Source organism: Subtercola vilae (assembly GCF_004923255.1).
Lineage (GTDB): Bacteria > Actinomycetota > Actinomycetes > Actinomycetales > Microbacteriaceae > Subtercola > Subtercola vilae.
In genome coordinates, this window is sequence record NZ_QYRT01000008.1 from 22551 (window position 1) to 39948 (window position 17398).

Genomic DNA, 17398 nt, shown 5'->3' on the forward strand with positions numbered 1-17398 from the left:
GTCATACCTCTGCAATTGTTGGAACGAGAAGGCGAATATTCGCAGGCGAAGCCGACAGCTCACCGAGTTCGATGCGCCGGGCGAGAGAGGCCACGAGTTCGTTGTTCGGCGCGCTGCCGCCGAGCTGGCGCTGCTCGTCGGCAACGAGGCCGTTCAGCTCGTCGACCTCGCACCGCCGCCCCTTTCGCCAGTCTTGCAGCACGGTCGTCATGGTGTCGGGCAGGGTGTAGCGGTCGAGTACAACCTCGAGTAGTGCTTCGGCGAACCGATCGGGGTCGCTTTCGTCGGCATCCTCCATTCCGAAGATCGAAATGGTACGGCTGCCCAGAGCCACCGCCGTTCGGACCGCCTCTTTGCCGGTCTCGACCATGAAATCGCGCATGCCGGGCACCTTCTCGGCGTCGGCCAACGGCAGATCGAGAATCGCCGAGGGTACAAGCTCTGCGGCGTTCACCACAAGCTTCATCCACTTCGACGAGCGGATGTCTGGCGAGATCTCCACGGCGCCGGCATGCCTGAGCACGGCGGCAACTTCGTTCTCACGACCCTCGGTCGATGGGTGAAAACTGCCGATCGCAAACCACGCAGGAGCCTGCTGATTGACGATGCCGGGCTCGAACATGTTGGCGGCGACCTCGATCACGGCGCCCAGCGTACGTTCGTGGCCGACCACATCCGCCATGTCGTCGAGGCTCATGCCGTTCTGCAGGCCGACGACGAGACTCGTGGGGGTGAGCAGGGGCTTGACGAGTTCGCAGACCCAGCGGGTGTCGTACGCCTTCACGACGACGAACACGATGTCGAACGGGCGGCGTAGTTCGGCTACCTCGCAGAGGTGCAGCACTGTGACCGGAGTGATGGTGGTGCCCGTCGGGGTGCGCACCTCGACGCCGTTGGCCCGCATGGCCTCCACGTGCGCCGGCCACTGCTCAATGAGTGTCACATCGACTCCGGCCCGGGTGAGGTCGGCGCCGATTGCTGCACCATTCGCTCCGGCTCCGAGCACGGCGACACGGGGCCCGGTCATACAGCAGCCGCAACAGGCGTCGGCTGGAAGGCAAGCAACTGCCACGCCTCACCTGAACGCACCCACACCGAGATCGTGCTGCTGTTCAGCTCCACCGCGTTTCCAGCGATTCGTACACTCGCGCTCATGGCGCCCACCACCACGGCGGTGTCGCCGCTCAGCAGTATCTCGCTGATGGGGTGGTCGATGCGCGCGTAGTCGAGCACGCCGTCGGAGATCTTGGCGAGCAGGCTCTCTTTGGTCTCGCGCGTACCATTCGAGTGGCCATAACCGAGGTCGTCGTGAAACAGCCCCCTGAGTGCCTCGGTGTCGCCCTCGAGCATGGCGGCGAATCGCCGCTGCTCGAGCGTGGTGATCTCTGCGTCGATGCTCATGCTTCCTCGTCTCTGAGTAGTGCTGGGTAGTGCTGGGTATTCGCCTAGGCCAGCCGGTCCATAGCCTTCAGGACATCGACTGCTGACGTGAGGTGGTCGGGATTGGGTGCCGCAACAGCTGCGAGCGGAAGGCCCTCCGCCTCGCCCCGCCGCCCAACGACGAACCACAGCCCTTGAGCGGGAACAACGCCGTTGTTGAGATACATGTGGGGGCGAATCGAATCGAAGTTGAGCGAATCGCCTGCCCGAATGACGAAGGTGTCGAATTCGAGATGCACCGTCAGTTCACCCGACAACAGATACGCGTATTCGACTCCGGTGTGCCGCATCAGCCGCCCCTCGACCGAGCTCGATGCGCCAGGTTGGTAGGTCACCAAGAGCGGGTCGACGGGCCCCCCGGCGCCGGTGGCAAGCCGTTCCCACCGCACGCCATTCTCCATTTCGAGCACCGGGTTGTCACTGCTCGTCTGAACTGCCGTTGTGGTCTGCATTCGTATCCCCGGTGCAGCCGACACCGGAGCTGAACCTCGAACCTGGTCGTCGACTGCAGCCGCACCTGTGCTCAAGAGCTCATCGAACGAGATGCCGAGAAAGTTGACGAGGGCATAGAGCGTGCTCACCGAGGGGCGGGTCTTTCCTGTCTCCACCTGCGAAATCAGACTGGCCGACACCCCCACGGCCGACGCCACAGTACGCAGACTGAGCGATTGTGACATTCGCGCCGCGCGGAGCTTTGGACCGATATCACCGTCGATGATGAACTCCCTGTCTGATGCGCTGCGCAGCTCGCGCTGTGCAGTTCTGGTTTACGATGATGCGCCGTGTAGCGATCGTGTCGAGAGTTTACGCCTGTTCGCTCGGTAGAGCGGGTCTGAGGCGGATTGGGGCGGATCGGAGCAGTTTGCTTCACCTATTTTGGTGTATCAATGAACAGCTTGACAAGCTCCACTGTACATGTTGTGATCATTTAACCCTCGAAATGAGGCGACTCGGCTTTCGAATTGTAAGTGTCGCTGAACGATCAGTGCGAGGAACGCAATCCGAACAGTGATGTTCGGTGAAAGGGCTCAGATGAGTACTGCAACGCGAGGAACAATGTCGGTCGACTGGGAGCAGCGGGTCGACTTCGATCGGCTCCGCTCGGAGAGGCTTGCGCGGCTGAAGGCTCAGCTCGACACCTCTGAATTGGGTGCCGTGCTCGCCTTCGACTTCGCCAACATCCGGTACATGACTTCGACCCACATCGGCACCTGGGCCATGGACAAGCTCATTCGTTTCAGTCTGCTCACCCGCCGCACCGATCCGATCATGTGGGATTTCGGCTCGGCAGCAAAGCACCACTCGCTGTTCAACCCGTGGCTCGACACCACCACGGCAGAGGCCGATGCCGACCCGCACGCACCGCATCATGGCGCGGTCAGGCCGCGCCTGGAGTCGGGCTCTCGCGCTGGAATCTCGACGCTTCGGGGGGCCTTCAGCCCCGACTCTGAGATCGCCGACAAAGTGGCGGCGAAGATCAAACGCGAACTCGAGAAGTTCGGCGTGGTCGATGAGCCGCTGGGTGTCGACGTTATCGAGCTGCCTATTCTTTTCGCTCTGCAGCGAGCGGGCATCACTGTTGTCGACGGTCAGCAAGTGTTTCTCGAGGCTCGCCGCATCAAGACTGCCGACGAGATCACTCTGCTGACCACAGCGGCATCGATGGTTGATGCGGCCTATGAAGACCTCTACGAGTTCCTCAAACCGGGTGTGCGCGAGAACGAGTGCGTCGGCCTCGTCTCGAAGAAGCTGTACGACCTGGGTTCTGAATATGTCGAGGGTGTGAACGCCATCTCCGGCGAACGCTGCTCGCCCCACCCGCATGTGTTCTCCGACCGATTGATCCGCCCCGGTGATCCAGCCTTCTTCGACATTCTGCACAGCTTCAACGGGTATCGCACCTGCTACTACCGCACGTTCGCTGTCGGCTCGGCAAGCAGGGGTCAGCGTGACGCCTACACCCGAGCGCGCGAATACATGGATCGGGCCATCGCGCTCGTTCGGCCGGGCGCGACGACTGCAGACATCGTGCAGGTCTGGCCGACCGCCCAGGAGTTCGGTTTCGGCGACGAGGAGGCGGCGTTCGCCCTTCAGTACGGGCATGGCGTGGGGCTGTCTATCTGGGAGAAGCCCATCTTCTCTCGGCTGGTCTCTCTCGACAACCCCGAGATCATCGAAGAGGGCATGGTGTTCGCGCTCGAAACCTACTGGCCCTCTGCCGATGGCATCGGAGCCGCGCGTATCGAAGAAGAAGTTGTGGTCACCGCAACCGGCTGCCAAGTGATAACGAAGTTTCCAGCCGAAGAACTGCTGGTCGCAGGCAAACGGTACTACACCGTCGAAGGCCCTCTTTCGACCCTTCGTGACTCCCAGTCGAACCTGAACACAGCAGCGGGTCGCGGCGAAGCGGGCGCCTGAGATGGCGGAAACGCCGCAGAAGGTGGCCTTCGTCGGGCTCGGAACCATGGGTGAAGCCATGGCCGCAGTGCTCGTCGGGGCGGGCCACGACGTGGTCGTGTGGAACCGATCTGCTCCGCCTGTCGAACGCCTCGTCGAGAAGGGCGCGACAGCAGCTTCATCGGTTGCCGAGGCATTCGCGACAACACTGGTGTTCTCGATTCTGTCGAATGAACAGGCCGTCTTCGACGTCTTCTCCGAAGAGGTGCTCGCGTCTGCGCCCGAGGGCTCCGTGCACGTCAACATGGCCACGGTCAGCGCGGATGCTGCCGACCGGCTGGCCGCAGCGCACGCGGCCGCCGGGGTCAGTTACGTCGCGGCCCCAGTGCTCGGCCGTTCGACGGTGGCCGCCGCCGGTGCGCTCTCGATTCTCGTCGCCGGTGAGCCGTCGGCCATCGAGCGCGCCACTGCCTTCTTCACCGATCTGGGCCGCAGAACCTGGCACTTCGGCACAAACCCCTGCGACGCCAACGTCGTGAAGATCGGCATGAACTTCATGATCATCCACGCCCTGCAGTCGATCTCGGAGTCGGTCGCCATTCTCGAGTCACGCCAGATCGACGCGGGCCGGTTCGTCGAGCTGGCCGCCGACAGCCTGTTTCCCGGCCCCGTCTACTCGGGGTATGGCCAGGCCATGGTCGAACGCCGCTATCTCCCTGCTGGGTTCACGACCGAACTCGGGTTCAAAGACCTGAGGCTGGCCATCGATGCTGCCGGCGAGACCGGTGTGGTGCTGCCGAGCGCAGACACTCTCCGCGAGGTCTTCGAAGAGGCCATCGCTGACGGTCAGGCCGCACTCGACTGGGCATCCATCGCCGAAGTGACGCGCAAGCGCACTGAGCACCGCACATCAGAACAAGGAAGTTGACGTCAATGAAGGCCCTGCAGTTCACCGCGCAAGACCAGCCCGAAGTGCTCGAGCTGGCCACACCCGAGATCGCCCGTGACGAGGTGCTCATCGCAGCCCGACGGGTGGGCGTCTGCCACTCCGACATCGACCTGCTGGAGGGTCGTTACATCATTCCGTTCAGTTACCCCATCATCCCGGGTCACGAGTGGTCGGGCCAGGTCGCAGCGCTCGGCTCCGACGTGACCGGGTTCACTGTCGGCGACACGGTGGTGGGCGAGTGCGTGATCGGCGATGACCACTTCGGGTTCTCCATCTCCGGCGCCGGAGCCGAGTACTTCGTCGCCAAGCCGGCCTGGCTGCACAAGGTTCCGAGCGGCCTGTCGTTCGCCGATGCGGCCCTCGTCGAGCCCTTCAGCGTGGCCTACTCTGCGCTGATGAAGGTCGGCAACGTCAACGCCAGCGACATTCTCGTCGTTCTCGGAGCCGGGCCCATCGGGCTTGCGGTGACAGCTGGCGCTGCAGCTCTGGGCGCCGTGACGGTGGTCGTCGAGCCGTCAGAAGACCGCCGCGTCGCTGCAACGAAGCTCGGGGCCGCCCACACCGTGCATCCGGATGCCGCAGCCGAGTTCATCGCCGACCTCTCAAACGGTCGGGGTGCGAATGTGGTGATCGAGTGCAGCGGCCGCCCCGAGGTCATGGCACTGGCGCTCGAATACGTGGCCAACCGTGGGCGCGTCTGCTACGTGGGCATCGACGTGGGCCGGTCGGCTCCCGCCAAGCTCGGGCTCATCCAGTCGAAAGAGCTCGCCATCACGGGGGTCATCGGTTCAGAGGGGCTGTGGCCGGCCACGCTTCGCTTCTTGGCCAACACGAAGATCGACCTCAGCCCGCTCATCACCAACGTCTTTGCTGCCGCCGACGCCCTGCAGGCGCTGGAGTCGGCGCACTCGCCGCAGACAACCATCAAGGCTCACATCGAATTCGATGCACCCCTGCTCGGCGACCCCGTGCCGCGCTAGACCAGGATCATGCCGCCTTCGATGGCGATGACCTGGCCCGTGATGTAGTCGGAGTCGCTCGACGCCAGAAAGATGGCTGTAGGGGCGATGTCTTCGGGCTGGGCCGGGCGCCCGAGCAGAATTCCCGCAGCCATCGAGTCGAAGCCGGCGTCACCCTCACCCATCTTCTCGAGGTCGGAGTCGAGCTTGGTCCAGAGTGGGGTGGCCACCACACCCGGTGCGAAGGCGTTCACGGTGATTCCGTCGCCGGCCAGCGAACGGGCGCCCGCCTGGGTGAGCGAGATGACCGCGGCCTTCGAGGCGCTGTAGGGCGCGAAACTCGCGAACGCCGTGCGCCCCGCAATAGATGCGGTGTTGATGATCTTGCCGCCCCCGCCCTGCGCAAGAAACTGCTTCGCTGCCTCTTGGGTGCCGATGAGCACTCCCAGGGCGTTGATGCGCATGATCAGCTCGAAGTTGCTCTCGGTGATCTCGAGAAACTTCATGGGGGAGTTCATGCCTGCGTTGTTGAAGTAGGCGTCGAGGCGCCCGTACTTCTCGACAGTGGCGGCGATGCCGGCCGCGACGGCTACGCGGTCGGATACATCGACCCGCACGGCCAGCGCGCTGCCGCCCGCAGTCGTGATCTGGTCGACCACGCTGTGGGCTGCTTCGAGGTCGAGGTCGGCGAGAACTACGTTGGCGCCTTCAGCGGCGAGTCCGCGGGCGATGCCGGCCCCGATACCCGAGCCCCCTCCGGTGACGATGATGGTTTTTGCTGTGAGACGGTTCGTCATTTCTGCTCCTGCGCAGTAGTGGGTGGTCGCGTGTCAAGAAGTGCGGTGAGTTCGGCCACGTTGGCGGTATCGGGGCGCAGCTCGCCTGCCTCGATGCGTTCGGCAATGGCCAGAATGCCCTCGTTCACGGGAACGGGAACGCCGAGTTCGTGGCCGCGCCGAACGATGTACCCGCTGAACGCGTCGAGTTCGGCGCGACGGCCTTTCATCCAGTCCTGCAGCACAGCTACGCGGGTGTCGGGCCTCGAATAATGGGCCAGAACCTGGTCGAGCAGGCGAAGTGAGTAGGCGTCGTCAGGGTCGACATCGGCCTCTGTCATGCCGAAAATGGGAACCATGGTGATGCCGAGGGCACAAGCCACCGCGTAGGCCTCGCGAGAGGCGGCATCCATCACGGGCCGGATGCCATCGAATGAGACCGCGGTGAGAAGAGGAACGTCGAGGATAGCCGAGGGCAGCATCTCGGGAATGTTGGCGATGAGCTTCATCCACTTGGCTGCACGAATGTCGTCGGTGACGCTCGCAATAGCCGCGTGCCCGAGGGCCTCGGCCGCGAGAGCCACGCCGGACACAGCGGCTGCGCCGGGCGAACCCACGGTCATCCATGTCTCGGATTTGTCGTACTGACGAACCACTACCCCGGGTTCGAACATGTTTGCGGCGATGCCGAGTACGGCCCCCACGGTTCGTTCTTCGCCGCAGATCTCGGCGATGTCGTCGATGGTCATGCCGTTCTGCAGGCCCACCACCACCGAGTCGGGCTGCAGAAGCGGCTTGATCAATTCGCACACCCAGCGAGTGTCGTATGACTTGACCGAGATGAAGACCACGTCGAATGTGTCGCGTAGTTCTGCAACCTGGCACAAGTGGTAGGCCGTCACCGGGGTGACTTCGGTTCTGTCGGGCAGGTGCACGGTGAGGCCATCGGCGCGCATCGCCTCTACGTGGGCCGGCCACTGGTCGATGAACGTGACATCGAGCCCGGCGCGCACAAGGTCGGCGCCGATAGAGGCTCCGTTAGCGCCGGTGCCAACGACCGCGAATTTTGCTGGGGACACCGAGCACCTCATCTATGAGTTCAACTGACGTTAATATCGTACGCCCTGACTGTCGATTGTGTATTCTGACTGTACAAATGGAGGTGCGATGGAGCACACAATTGAAAACGCCCAGCCACGGATCGCAGTGCTCGGCAACGGCGCCAACGGCTCAGCCATCGGCGTCGATGTGGCCCGCGCCGGGCTCGATGTCACATTCATCGACCAATGGCCCGCCAATGTCGAGGCCATCAGGCTCGACGGCGTGCGTGTGCAGCTCGCAGGTCACGAGACGGTGACCAGGCCTCCGATTCTGCACCTCTGCGAGGTGGCCACGTTGCGCTCGAAGTTCGACATCGTGCTGCTTCTGGTGAAGGCCTACGACACGCGGTGGGCGTGCGAACTCATCAAACCCTACGTTGCCGACGGCGGTGTGGTGGTGGGGGTGCAGAACGGGATGACCGGCGACACCATCGCGGAGGTTCTCGGCGCGAACCGCGCCCTCGGTGCCGTCATCGAAATCACGTCGGCCATGTACACGCCGGGCATCGTCGAGCGGCACAGCAGTCACGAACGATCGTGGTTCGCGGTGGGGCCCGTGCACCCAGACGCTGCCCCGCACGCAGAGGCCGTCGCAGCCGTACTCCGTCATGCGGGAACGGTAGAGGTCACCGACGACATTGTGTCGGCCAAGTGGATGAAGCTCATCCTGAATGCGGCCGAACTCGTTCCCTCGGCCATCGTCGACCTCTCGATAGCCGACTGCGCCAGAGACCCGCTGATGCGGGGGCTGATGCTCGAGGCTGGAAACGAGGCAGTGCGGGCCGCGCAGCTCGAGGGGGCGAGCATCCGGCCCATCTTCGGCATGGCAGCGACCACCCCTGAAACGTTCGTCGAAACGGTGCTCGACGAGTTGCTGGCTCACTATGTACTCAGCCACTCGCGATCAACTGTGCTGCAAGACTGGATCAAAGACCGCCACAGCGAGGTCGACGAACTCAACGGTTATGTTGTCGACACCCTGGCGCGCCACGGCGAGCAGGCGCCCGCGAATACGGCGATGGTTGAGTTCGCACATGCGATTGAGCGGGGCGAGCTCAATCGGGGTCGTCATCTCGGCGGCCCGTTGCGGCAGCGGGTGGCCGAGCTGCGCCCCCTTCCTCGGTGAAGGTCAGCCGGCTACGACAGGAATCGCCCGCTCACGCCTCCGCGTCAGCCCTCTCCGCGTCGGCCTGGTGCGTCGACGAGTCTTTGTACTGCGTATACGTGTAGGGGTTGTCGAGCATCTTCGCTTCGGGAGCATCCGGGTTCATACCCTGCGTCCACGCCGGCTCACCCAGCTCGCCCTGCAGGTACTCGACGGTCGACTCGACCTGCTTCTTCACCGAGCTGAGCTCGTCGCCGAGCAGCCGGCCGTCGTACTTGGCGATGACCCCATTCACCATGACGGTGTGAACGTCGCCCCGCCCGGCCTGTAGCGCGATGTGGCCGCTCGGGTTCAGAATCGGGTACATGGTGGGCGAGGCGTCGTTCTTGATCAGCACGATGTCGGCCCGTTTGCCCACCTCGAGCGACCCGACGATCGAGCCCATGCCGAGGCTCTCGGCACCGCCGCGGGTGGCCCAGTCGACCACGTGCTCGGCCCGCAGGTGCGAATGGGTGACGGTGTCGCCCTTCTCGTGCGCGCGCATGTGCTCCCAGCCGCGGTCGGCCCCGAGGGTCGAGCGCATCGCCGAGAACAGGTCGCTCGAGAACCAGACCGAGGTGTCGACCGACAGCGACACGGGAATGCCGTGCTGGCGCAGGATCCACGACGGCGGGTAGCCCTGCCCGCAGCTCAGTTCGCTCTCGGTCGAGAGTGAGACCGAACCGCCGGTGGCTGCGATGCGCTGGTACGAGTCGTCGGTCAGCGTTGCCGCGTGCACGTAGACGGTCTCGGGGGTCATGAACCCGTTCTCGTGCATGAGCCTGATGCCGTCGTCGTTCGTCGCGCCCCATACTCCAGCGTGGGTGGTGACGGGCAGACCGAGCTCACGGGCCGCCTCGAATGCCGCCCGCTCGGGAAATGCGGGGTCGCCTGTCACGTCGAACGCCAGCTGAAACTTCAGGTCTTCGGCCCCCGTGTTGTTTTTCTTCAAAAAGTTCACCACGTCGGGGTCGGCCGACCACTCCCACGGCCCCGCGAAGATGTTGCCATACGCCAGTACGAAGCGGCCACTGGATGCCCGAAGAGCCTCCAGCGCGGCTTCGCCGTGTTCGATCGTGCGGAGCCCATGCGACCAGTCGACCGTCGTGGTCACCCCCGCATCAATCGCGTCGAGCGCCGACAAGCGGTTGCCGGCGTACACGTCTTCGGGGCGAAAACTCTTACCGTGCTCAAGGTAGTACCAGACGAAGTACTGCGTCAGGGTCCAGTCGGCACCGTACCCGCGCATGGCCGTCTGCCACATGTGGCGATGGGTGTCGATCATGCCGGGCATCACGATGCCGCCGGTGGCGTCGATCTCGAAGGTGCCGTCGGGCACGGCGAGGCCTGTTCCGATGGCGGCGATATCGGTGCCGATCACCAGAACGTCGGCATTCTGGAGTACGCGTCTCTGGGCATCGACGGTGACGACGGTCGCGTGCCGAAAGACGGTGGGGCGGGCATCCGTCGGCAACTCGGGGGTGGTGTGTTCAGGCATTTTCGACTCCTTCGGCGATGCGGTGAAAAACGTGGGGTGGTGAAAGACTTGGGGCGGTGAAAGAAGAGCTAGAGGGCGACCGTGGGGTAGTCGCGGCCCAGCCAGTGCGACAGCTTCTCGGCGTACTCGCGCTGAAAGGCGAGCGGGCCGGCCTTCGTCTCGTAGTCGTCGTTGTAGAGAGCGATGAAGATGGTGAGGGTGAGAAAGAAGTGGGCGCCGAGCTCGAAGAGCGTGGCGTAGTCGTGCTCGATGAGGGCCGTGCGCTCGCCGTCGGTGAACGAGAGCCACGTGGTCTGTTCGACACGGTTGCTCGCGCCGAGCCATCGGCCGTACTCGTCTTGCCAGCGTTCGACGAGGCTGGCGGGGTCGGCCTTGTAGGCGGCCAGCAGCGCCGGGTCGCGGTCGACCTGGTAGAGAAACTTGTTCACGTAGTACTTGCTCATCGGGGGTCACCTTTCGGGTACCACGTCATGTACATCTCGCGCGTGTGAAAGAGGTCGAGTTCGTCGACGTAGTCGGCCGGAATGGCGCCGGCGATGCCCATCATCAAGATGAGATCCATGAAGCCGTGGGTGGCATTGCCGGCGCCGGCCATGCTCTCGTGGGTCACGTTCTCGAGAATCGCGTCGATGTCGCCGCTGGCCAACCAGTCGATGGCTTTGCGGTCGAACACCGGGTCGGGCCCTGTCTCGCCGAACTGGCGTGGGCCGCCGAGCTCGAGCGAGAGATGGCCGCTGCCCACGGCGGCGATGCGCTGGTCGGAGGGGTACTCATCGATGATGCTGCGAATGGCCCGGCCGAGGTCGTAGAACCGTTTCGGGCTCGGCAGCGGCGGCGCGAAGATGTTCGTGTAGATCGGCACCACGGGCAGGTCAGCGCCCGGCCTAGTGGTGATGATGGGGCAGATGATCGAGTGGTCGAGCTTCAGCTCGTGGCTCACCGCGAAGTCGAAACCGCGGTCGAGCAGCCCCTGAAGCATGAAGCCCGACAGGTCTTCGTGGCCGTCGAGCAGATACTTCGGGATACCGAACTCGCGTTCCTCGTTGTAGAAGATGGCGTCGTACTTCGGTTGCTTGCCGATCAGAAAGGCGGGGTAGTTGTCGGAGAAGAACTGGTGAAAGTGGTCGGCGCCCACCATGACGAGAATGTCGGGTTTCGCAGCCGTGAGGGTCTCGCGGTACGCCTCGACCTTTCGTTGCCACTCGTCGGCCTGGGCCATCCGGTCTTCTGGCGGCGCGGTGGTGGCCTTGAGGTAGAACGGGTGGTGGGTGGTCGCCAGTACGGCGGCGAGTTCTGCCATGCTCAGACTCCTTCCGGCGGCACGTACACCGCATTGCGGTCGACAGAGAAGTACACGTCGGGGCCGATGGGCGTGACCTGCTCTTCGGCGATGTGGCCGAGCAACCCGGCCGTGCGGGCGAGCAGCGCGAAACCTCGCAGCATGGCTACGGGCAGCCCCAGATCGGCCAGCGCGGCGCCGGCCACCCCGGCCCCGTTCAGCGGAAGGTTCCTGCCCAACACCTCCTGCTGCACCCGCCCGATGGCGGCGAACAGTTCGAGGTGGGGCCCGAATGTTCCCTCTTCGCGGGCTATGCGCATGATGACGGGTGTGCGCGGGTCTCCCGTCTTGTGTACCGGATGCCCGAGCCCGGGTATGCGCAGCCCGTCACTCTTCGCCTGCTCGAGCGCCCGGCGCGCCACGTCGTTCCACGCGTCGGCGCTGAAGCCGCTCGTGTCGTCGCCGAGGCTCTGTACGATCTCGTCGAGGTAGACCCCCGTGTTCTCGGTCACGCCCAGAAACCGTGAGCCGCCGCCGAGCAGACCCGCTGCGACAGCGCCCTGAATGGAGTCGGGGGCGCTGTAGTAGGTGAGCCGCGCGGCGATGGCCGTGGGGGTGAAGCCGTGGTCGGCCAGCGACACGAGCACCGCCTCGAACACGCGGCCCTCGCCCTTCGTGGGGCGGCGCTTCGCCACCAGCCAGAACGCGAGTTCGCCGAAGGTGAGGGCGCCGAGCAGTCCGGTGATGTCCTGGCCCAGCAGGGAGATGCTGGTGAGGTCGCTGGTGCCGATGCCGGTGGGGTAGGTGGGCTGGGCGGGCTGGCCCGGCTGGGCGGATGCTGTCGGCTGGTCTGTCACTGGATGCTCCGGTTCTCTGTGTTCGCGTCTCGGGGAGCCTGCAGCCACGCCCTGATCTCGTCATTGTCGGCACCGAGGGCCGGTGGTGCGCTGACATAGGCCGGAGGTGTGAGCGAGAAGTCGATTGCGTTTCTGATCATCGGAACCGCGGCATCCCCGTCTCCCACCATCACCACGGGTCGGAGTCCGAGCCGCTCGGCGAGGGCCACCCCGCCGTCGATCGTGTTGATCGGCCCGCAGGCGACGCCCGCCGCGGTCAGAATGTCGAACCACTCGCTCACCGTCTTGGTGGCGAGGGCCTTCAGCAGGTGCGGGCGCAGCTGCTCACGGTTTCGGTTGCGCAGCTCGGTCTTCGCGAACAGCGGATCGGCCGCGAGCTCGCCGATGCCGAGGGCCGTCGCCAGCTTGGCGAACTGGGCATCGTTCGCGGCGACGATGACGATCTCGCCGTCGCTCGCAGCGAGCGGTTCGTACGGAAACAGGCTGGGGTGCGAGTTGCCCATGCGAAACGGCACTTGGCCGCCGGCGACATACGTCGAGCTGTGATTGGCCATGGCCGAGAGTGCCGTCGACAGCAGGTTCACCTCGACGTGCTGGCCCTGGCCGGTGCTGTTGCGGTGGTTGAGCGCCGCGAGAATGCCGATAGTGGCTTGCATGCCTGTCATGATGTCGAACACCGACACCCCGCTGCGGTACGCCGTGCCGTCGGCGTCGCCCGTGAGGCTCATCAGCCCCGACGCCGCCTGCACGATGAGGTCGTAGCCCGGCAGTGCGGCACCGCCCTGCGAACCGAAACCGCTGATCGACGCGTAGATCACGGCCGGGTTGCTGCCACGAACGGTGTCGTAGTCGAGGCCGAACTTCGCCAGGCCGCCGGGCCTGAAATTCTCGATGACGATGTCGGCGCGGGCGGCGAGCTCTTGCGCGAGGGCGCGGTCGTCTGGGCTTCCGAAGTCGAGTACCACGTCGCGCTTGTTGCGGTTGATGCCCAGAAAGTACGTGGAGACGCCGTTGCGCTCGGGGGGTGCCCAGTCGCGTGTCTCGTCGCCCTTGGGGCTCTCGACCTTCACTACCGTGGCGCCGAGGTCGGCCATGATCTGCGTGGAGTACGGCCCCGCCAGCACCCTCGAGAAGTCGGCCACCATAAGCCCCTTGAGCGGGCCCGAAGGGCTGGAAACTGGATTCGGCATCGTCACCACATCTGTTCACGGACAAACGTCCGTCATGCGGACACCTTCAGTATGCCCCTCGGCGTGTCTCTCGTCAACGGTCGCTGGACATCTCGCGGCACAACCGAATCGGCGGCCCTCAGATGGGTCTGCGTCGCCGCAGCTCAACGCTAAACCCGTTCATAAAGATGAGACTTCTCACAGGTTCTGGTCTCCGACTGCGACCGTCACCGATGTGAAATTCAGCGTGATTGTTGGCGAGGGGGCTGGTGGAGCGAGTGCGGATCGCGTTCGAACGGGCGTAAGCGTGGAACAGAAGGGTTGCTATGAATCTGCCGAGAGCCCTAGGTTTTGCCTGGGGGCGCCAAATCTAGGGGCCAAGTTTGACTTCGGCCAGTCGGGGACGTGCTGTTGCGCTTTCGTCGTTCGGTTTTCATGACCACTGCTTCCATTGCCATCATTGGCGCACTGACTCTGAGCGTGGCTGGCATGGCCTCTGCCATGCCGACGGTTCTACCGACCGATAACCCGGTAAGCGCAACCGTGCAACCCGCCACGGAGACACCTGAACCGACTCCGACTGCCGCCGCCGTGACGCCGACCGGGCCAGATAGTGACCGTGCCGCTGACCCGATCGCTGCGGCAGCCATCGCACGAAAGTACAACCATCCGGTTGCTGATGATTCGCAAACGACGGACACCTCACAAGTGTCCGTCGAGCCCAATGGGTCGTTTTCTCTTGAATCCAGTACGCTCCCGGTTCGTGTAAAGACGGACGCCGGTTGGGTGCCCATCGATTCGTCTCTCACATACGGTCCAGACAAAATGTTGACGCCAGTAGCTGCCGCTTCCCCTGTGCAGTTTTCAGAGGGCGGTACCGATCTTCTGGCGAAGGTGGAAGTCACCCCAGGTGCGTGGTTGACGGAGAAGTGGCCCTACGGGGCGTTGCCGATACCGACTGTGACCGACAATGACGCCCTATATTCGAACGTCTTGCCCGGAGTTGACCTACGGTTGAGTTCGACTCCAGCGGGTATGGCAGAGGTGCTCGTGGTGAAGACCCCCGACGCGGCGGCGAACCCGAAGCTTGACCAGGTGAAACTCAGCCTCGAAGGCGCGACGGTCACGCCGAGTGCCGGCAACACACTGTCGGCAACCCCGAACGGTGCCCAGCCACAGACCGCCTCTGCTGCGGCCGACAACTCGGACACGGTCTCATCGGCCCCCGTGTGGTGGGACTCGAATGTGAAGGACTCTGGCCCCGATGGACCCGTCGGCGCGGAAGAAGCGCACCCGGTCAGCCAAGCGGCGACCGGCAGCGATGTGACTCTGAATGTCGGCGCCGTCATAGATACCCAGAAGATCACCTACCCGCTGTACGTCGATCCAGATTGGGGCACCGGGGCGCAGGCGTACTGGTTCACAGACCGCGCCTTCCCTGACACGGTGTACCTGAACGGCAATGCAAACTCTGGCGGCATAAAGGCCGTCGGTTACGGCGGCCCCTCGCCCGTGAACTATCTCTCTCATGCGTTCTGGCAGTTCGACACCACGCCTCTTTCTGGCAAACATATTCTCGCCGCGGCATTCAACACCGCGGTTTATTGGTCGAACGTCTGCACCTCCACAGCGATCCAGGCCTGGCAATACGGAAACGGGGCCGACGCGCCGGGGTTCACATGGAACGGCGAGCCCAACGCGTGGGACGCGCTGTTGGACACTCAGTCCACAAACGACGGCAGTTCGTGCGCGGCTCCGGGAAACGTGGGATTCAACGCCCTCCCGACCGCGATCAGCGCGGCTAGTGGGGGATGGCCGAATGTCCAGCTCGGTCTGCGCGCCGCGAACGAGTCCGACCCGGGCACACGAAAGCATTTCGGCACAGCAGCTTCGCTCACCGTCACCTACAACTCCTACCCGAATGCGCCGACTGGATTGTCGATCACGAGCCCTCCTAGGGGGTGCAGCAACGACCCTAACAATCCGGCGTACCTGAATGGGAACCAGTCGATTGTTTTGCAGGCAAACGTGTCAGATCCGGATCAGCAGAACCTCGGAACCGCGTTCTACCTGAAGAACACCGACACGGGCGCGAACACTTTCGCCCCACTGGGTTGGCCGTACGACGGCTCACCTGCACAAGCGCAAAGCGCTCCACAGTCCGTGCAGCTGCCAGTTACCCTGCCCACCGGCCGGTATGCGTGGTATGCGCAATCCGAGGATGGCATCGACTGGGGACCGGCAAGCTCTCCCTGCTATTTCGATGCGCTTGACAGCCCGCCCGCCGTGCCGGTGATCAGCGATGTTTCTGCAGGACCGTACACGGTCGGGCAGCCAATGACCGTCAAGTTCACATCCTCTCCAACGGATCACATCGCGACGTTTGCCTATTGGTGGACGAACGATACCTCGACCGCCACAACCCCACCGCTTCCAGCCCTGGGAAATGCCCCAACCTGCACAAGGGCCCCCGTCGGGGGTGTCCGCTTCGCGTGTGCTGATTCGTCCAGCACTTCTCCACTCATCACTGTCGCTCCGCGAGCTGACACGTCGACGTTATGGGTCGCTACTTTCGATCTGGCAGGCAATGCCTCCACATCCTCGGCGGGTCAAACGATCTTGGCGAATGCCGACACGGCCGTGTCGGCCTCGAACCCGAACGCGGGAAACGTTGTCGCGGCAAAGGGCCACCAGTGGCCCATGAATACCGCGACGCCAATCGTGGGAGCGGTAGCAGACAAGAACACCACCACAGGAACGTCTCTCTTTGCGCAGAAGGTTCTGAAAATAGGTGCCGGAACAAACGTCACGTCGACCGATCACATCGTGATGACTGGGCTTGCACGGCACGTGATGACCTTGCCCGGGTATCTCGAATTGGCGAGGTACTACAACGGTGTTGACGATGCTGCGTTCTCTGATGGGTTCGCGCCGGCTGGTTACACTTTCGAAGTCGCGCTCGGACAATACGTTCCCCTAGCGGCCTCGGCGGCAGCGGTGACGGGGATGCAGGAATTTTATTCCTGCCCGTTGTCTACGGGCGATATGACGTCGACGTCGTCGACGTGCGAAGGAACCGGCGTCACCGGGGTGAGTATGGGGTATTTCTGGCCCACTTCTGCCGCTGTTCCTGCTGGGGTTCCAGCGTTGCCGCTCTACCAGTGCTCCATTGCATCGAACGGGCATCACTTTGATGCCCCTGATGTTGGCTGCCTGGGATTCGGTACCGGCATCGTGCTGGGCTATCTGGCTGGCATAGCGCCGACGGTCACCGCGAACACGTCAGGATCCCCCGCAGTATTGGCCCCGGCACAGGCGATCGACACTACGAAGAGTTTCACCGTATCTGCGTGGGTGAAATTGGATGCCGCGAACCTAGCCGGTGGCAATTACACGGCGATGAGCGAATCCGGTTCTGGAACGAACGCGAACTCCGCGTTCTACCTCCAAAAAGCAAACGGCGGGCACTGGCGCTTCTGTGTGCGAACGCAATCCGGTATCGACATTGTGGACTGTGCCTCCGTGACAGCTCCCGCGCTTGCGAACACTTGGACGATGGTGACGGGCATCTGGGATGCAACCAACCAGGAGGTAAGGGTGCTGACCAGCGCTAGTCCGACTCCGGCAGACAGTACGTCTGTCGTCAGCCATGTGCCTCCATCCAGTGAAATCTCTGCAACCTCGCCGTTGGTCGTCGGGTCGGCTGTGTCCGACGGCAGCACGGGCAACCAATGGGATGGCGAAATCTCGAATCCGGTGGCGTTCCAAGGTGTGCTCGACGGCTTCCAACTGGCTTCACTCGCCGGGCTGAACCCGCTTCCGTGACCCGT

General features: G+C 63.7%; 15 protein-coding genes. 5 read left to right on the forward strand and 10 right to left on the reverse strand.

Translation table 11 applies throughout. The features are described 5' to 3' along the window. Window position 1: 1 nt before the first annotated feature. Genes D4765_RS05950 through D4765_RS05960 form a run of 3 tightly spaced genes read right to left on the reverse strand, consistent with a single transcriptional unit; the run spans window position 2 to window position 2186 of the window. Entirely contained in the window at window positions 2-1027 is a 1026-nt protein-coding gene (locus D4765_RS05950) for a ketopantoate reductase family protein (RefSeq protein ID WP_136641376.1), read from the reverse strand. Continuing rightward, the gene (locus tag D4765_RS05955) at window positions 1024-1401 is read right to left on the reverse strand and encodes a nuclear transport factor 2 family protein (RefSeq protein ID WP_136641377.1); all 378 of its coding nucleotides are present in this window, start codon (window positions 1399-1401) and stop codon (window positions 1024-1026) included. The genes D4765_RS05950 and D4765_RS05955 overlap by 4 nt, the downstream gene beginning before the upstream one ends. Window positions 1402-1445: 44 nt before the next feature. Next, window positions 1446-2186, reverse strand: a complete 741-nt coding sequence (locus D4765_RS05960; RefSeq protein WP_338054626.1) for a helix-turn-helix domain-containing protein — start codon at window positions 2184-2186, stop codon at window positions 1446-1448. A gap of 286 nt (window positions 2187-2472) precedes the next feature. Here D4765_RS05960 and D4765_RS05965 point away from each other — a divergent pair, with 286 nt between their 5' ends. The 3 genes from D4765_RS05965 to D4765_RS05975 are packed head-to-tail and all read left to right on the forward strand — an operon-like array spanning window position 2473 to window position 5766. Then, a complete protein-coding gene (locus D4765_RS05965) occupies window positions 2473-3858 on the forward strand; it encodes a M24 family metallopeptidase (protein ID WP_136641379.1) in 1386 nt (461 codons plus the stop codon). Window position 3859: 1 nt separating this feature from the next. Next, a complete protein-coding gene (locus D4765_RS05970) occupies window positions 3860-4765 on the forward strand; it encodes an NAD(P)-dependent oxidoreductase (RefSeq protein WP_136641380.1) in 906 nt (301 codons plus the stop codon). 5 nt (window positions 4766-4770) lie between these two features. After that, window positions 4771-5766: a zinc-dependent alcohol dehydrogenase gene (locus D4765_RS05975; protein WP_136641381.1), complete on the forward strand. Its 996-nt coding sequence runs from the start codon at window positions 4771-4773 to the stop codon at window positions 5764-5766. Here the strand turns inward: D4765_RS05975 and D4765_RS05980 are convergent. Continuing rightward, window positions 5763-6542, reverse strand: coding sequence for an SDR family NAD(P)-dependent oxidoreductase (locus D4765_RS05980; RefSeq protein ID WP_136641382.1), 780 nt, complete (start codon window positions 6540-6542; stop codon window positions 5763-5765). The two genes, D4765_RS05975 and D4765_RS05980, sit on opposite strands and share 4 nt — an antisense overlap. Continuing rightward, complete coding sequence (locus tag D4765_RS05985) at window positions 6539-7600, reverse strand: ketopantoate reductase family protein (RefSeq protein WP_136641383.1); 1062 nt, start codon at window positions 7598-7600, stop codon at window positions 6539-6541. The genes D4765_RS05980 and D4765_RS05985 overlap by 4 nt, the downstream gene beginning before the upstream one ends. An 88-nt stretch (window positions 7601-7688) precedes the next feature. Between D4765_RS05985 and D4765_RS05990 the strand changes: the two genes are divergently transcribed. Next, window positions 7689-8747, forward strand: a complete 1059-nt coding sequence (locus D4765_RS05990; RefSeq protein WP_136641384.1) for a ketopantoate reductase family protein — start codon at window positions 7689-7691, stop codon at window positions 8745-8747. Between the two features lie 31 nt (window positions 8748-8778). Here the strand turns inward: D4765_RS05990 and D4765_RS05995 are convergent, their stop codons facing one another. From D4765_RS05995 to D4765_RS06015, 5 genes are all read right to left on the reverse strand, one after another. Then, a complete protein-coding gene (locus tag D4765_RS05995) occupies window positions 8779-10263 on the reverse strand; it encodes an amidohydrolase family protein (protein WP_136641385.1) in 1485 nt (494 codons plus the stop codon). Window positions 10264-10331: 68 nt separating this feature from the next. After that, on the reverse strand, window positions 10332-10706 hold the full coding sequence (locus D4765_RS06000; protein ID WP_136641386.1) for a hypothetical protein: 375 nt from the start codon (window positions 10704-10706) through the stop codon (window positions 10332-10334). Beyond that, window positions 10703-11563 carry a DODA-type extradiol aromatic ring-opening family dioxygenase gene (locus D4765_RS06005; protein WP_136641387.1) on the reverse strand — a complete coding sequence of 287 codons (861 nt, stop codon included), beginning with the start codon at window positions 11561-11563 and terminating at the stop codon, window positions 10703-10705. Before D4765_RS06005 ends, D4765_RS06000 begins: the two co-directional genes overlap by 4 nt. Before the next feature lie 2 nt (window positions 11564-11565). Continuing rightward, window positions 11566-12399, reverse strand: a complete 834-nt coding sequence (locus tag D4765_RS06010; RefSeq protein WP_136641388.1) for a citryl-CoA lyase — start codon at window positions 12397-12399, stop codon at window positions 11566-11568. Next, entirely contained in the window at window positions 12396-13589 is a 1194-nt protein-coding gene (locus D4765_RS06015; protein ID WP_136641389.1) for a CaiB/BaiF CoA transferase family protein, read from the reverse strand. The genes D4765_RS06010 and D4765_RS06015 overlap by 4 nt, the downstream gene beginning before the upstream one ends. 414 nt (window positions 13590-14003) lie before the next feature. Here D4765_RS06015 and D4765_RS06020 point away from each other — a divergent pair, with 414 nt between their 5' ends. Further along, window positions 14004-17393 (forward strand): LamG domain-containing protein, encoded by a 3390-nt coding sequence (locus D4765_RS06020; RefSeq protein WP_136641390.1) that lies wholly within the window; start codon window positions 14004-14006, stop codon window positions 17391-17393. The last annotated feature ends 5 nt before the right edge of the window (window positions 17394-17398 follow it).

Coding starts and splice junctions, on each gene's coding strand:
- D4765_RS05950 (WP_136641376.1), bottom strand. CDS start 1,027: ATGACCGGGCCCCGTGTCGCCGTGCTCGGAGCCGGAGCGAATGGTGCA.
- D4765_RS05955 (WP_136641377.1), bottom strand. CDS start 1,401: ATGAGCATCGACGCAGAGATCACCACGCTCGAGCAGCGGCGATTCGCC.
- D4765_RS05965 (WP_136641379.1), top strand. CDS start 2,473: ATGAGTACTGCAACGCGAGGAACAATGTCGGTCGACTGGGAGCAGCGG.
- D4765_RS05970 (WP_136641380.1), top strand. CDS start 3,860: ATGGCGGAAACGCCGCAGAAGGTGGCCTTCGTCGGGCTCGGAACCATG.
- D4765_RS05975 (WP_136641381.1), top strand. CDS start 4,771: ATGAAGGCCCTGCAGTTCACCGCGCAAGACCAGCCCGAAGTGCTCGAG.
- D4765_RS05980 (WP_136641382.1), bottom strand. CDS start 6,542: ATGACGAACCGTCTCACAGCAAAAACCATCATCGTCACCGGAGGGGGC.
- D4765_RS05990 (WP_136641384.1), top strand. CDS start 7,689: ATGGAGCACACAATTGAAAACGCCCAGCCACGGATCGCAGTGCTCGGC.
- D4765_RS05995 (WP_136641385.1), bottom strand. CDS start 10,263: ATGCCTGAACACACCACCCCCGAGTTGCCGACGGATGCCCGCCCCACC.
- D4765_RS06000 (WP_136641386.1), bottom strand. CDS start 10,706: ATGAGCAAGTACTACGTGAACAAGTTTCTCTACCAGGTCGACCGCGAC.
- D4765_RS06005 (WP_136641387.1), bottom strand. CDS start 11,563: ATGGCAGAACTCGCCGCCGTACTGGCGACCACCCACCACCCGTTCTAC.
- D4765_RS06015 (WP_136641389.1), bottom strand. CDS start 13,589: ATGCCGAATCCAGTTTCCAGCCCTTCGGGCCCGCTCAAGGGGCTTATG.
- D4765_RS06020 (WP_136641390.1), top strand. CDS start 14,004: ATGACCACTGCTTCCATTGCCATCATTGGCGCACTGACTCTGAGCGTG.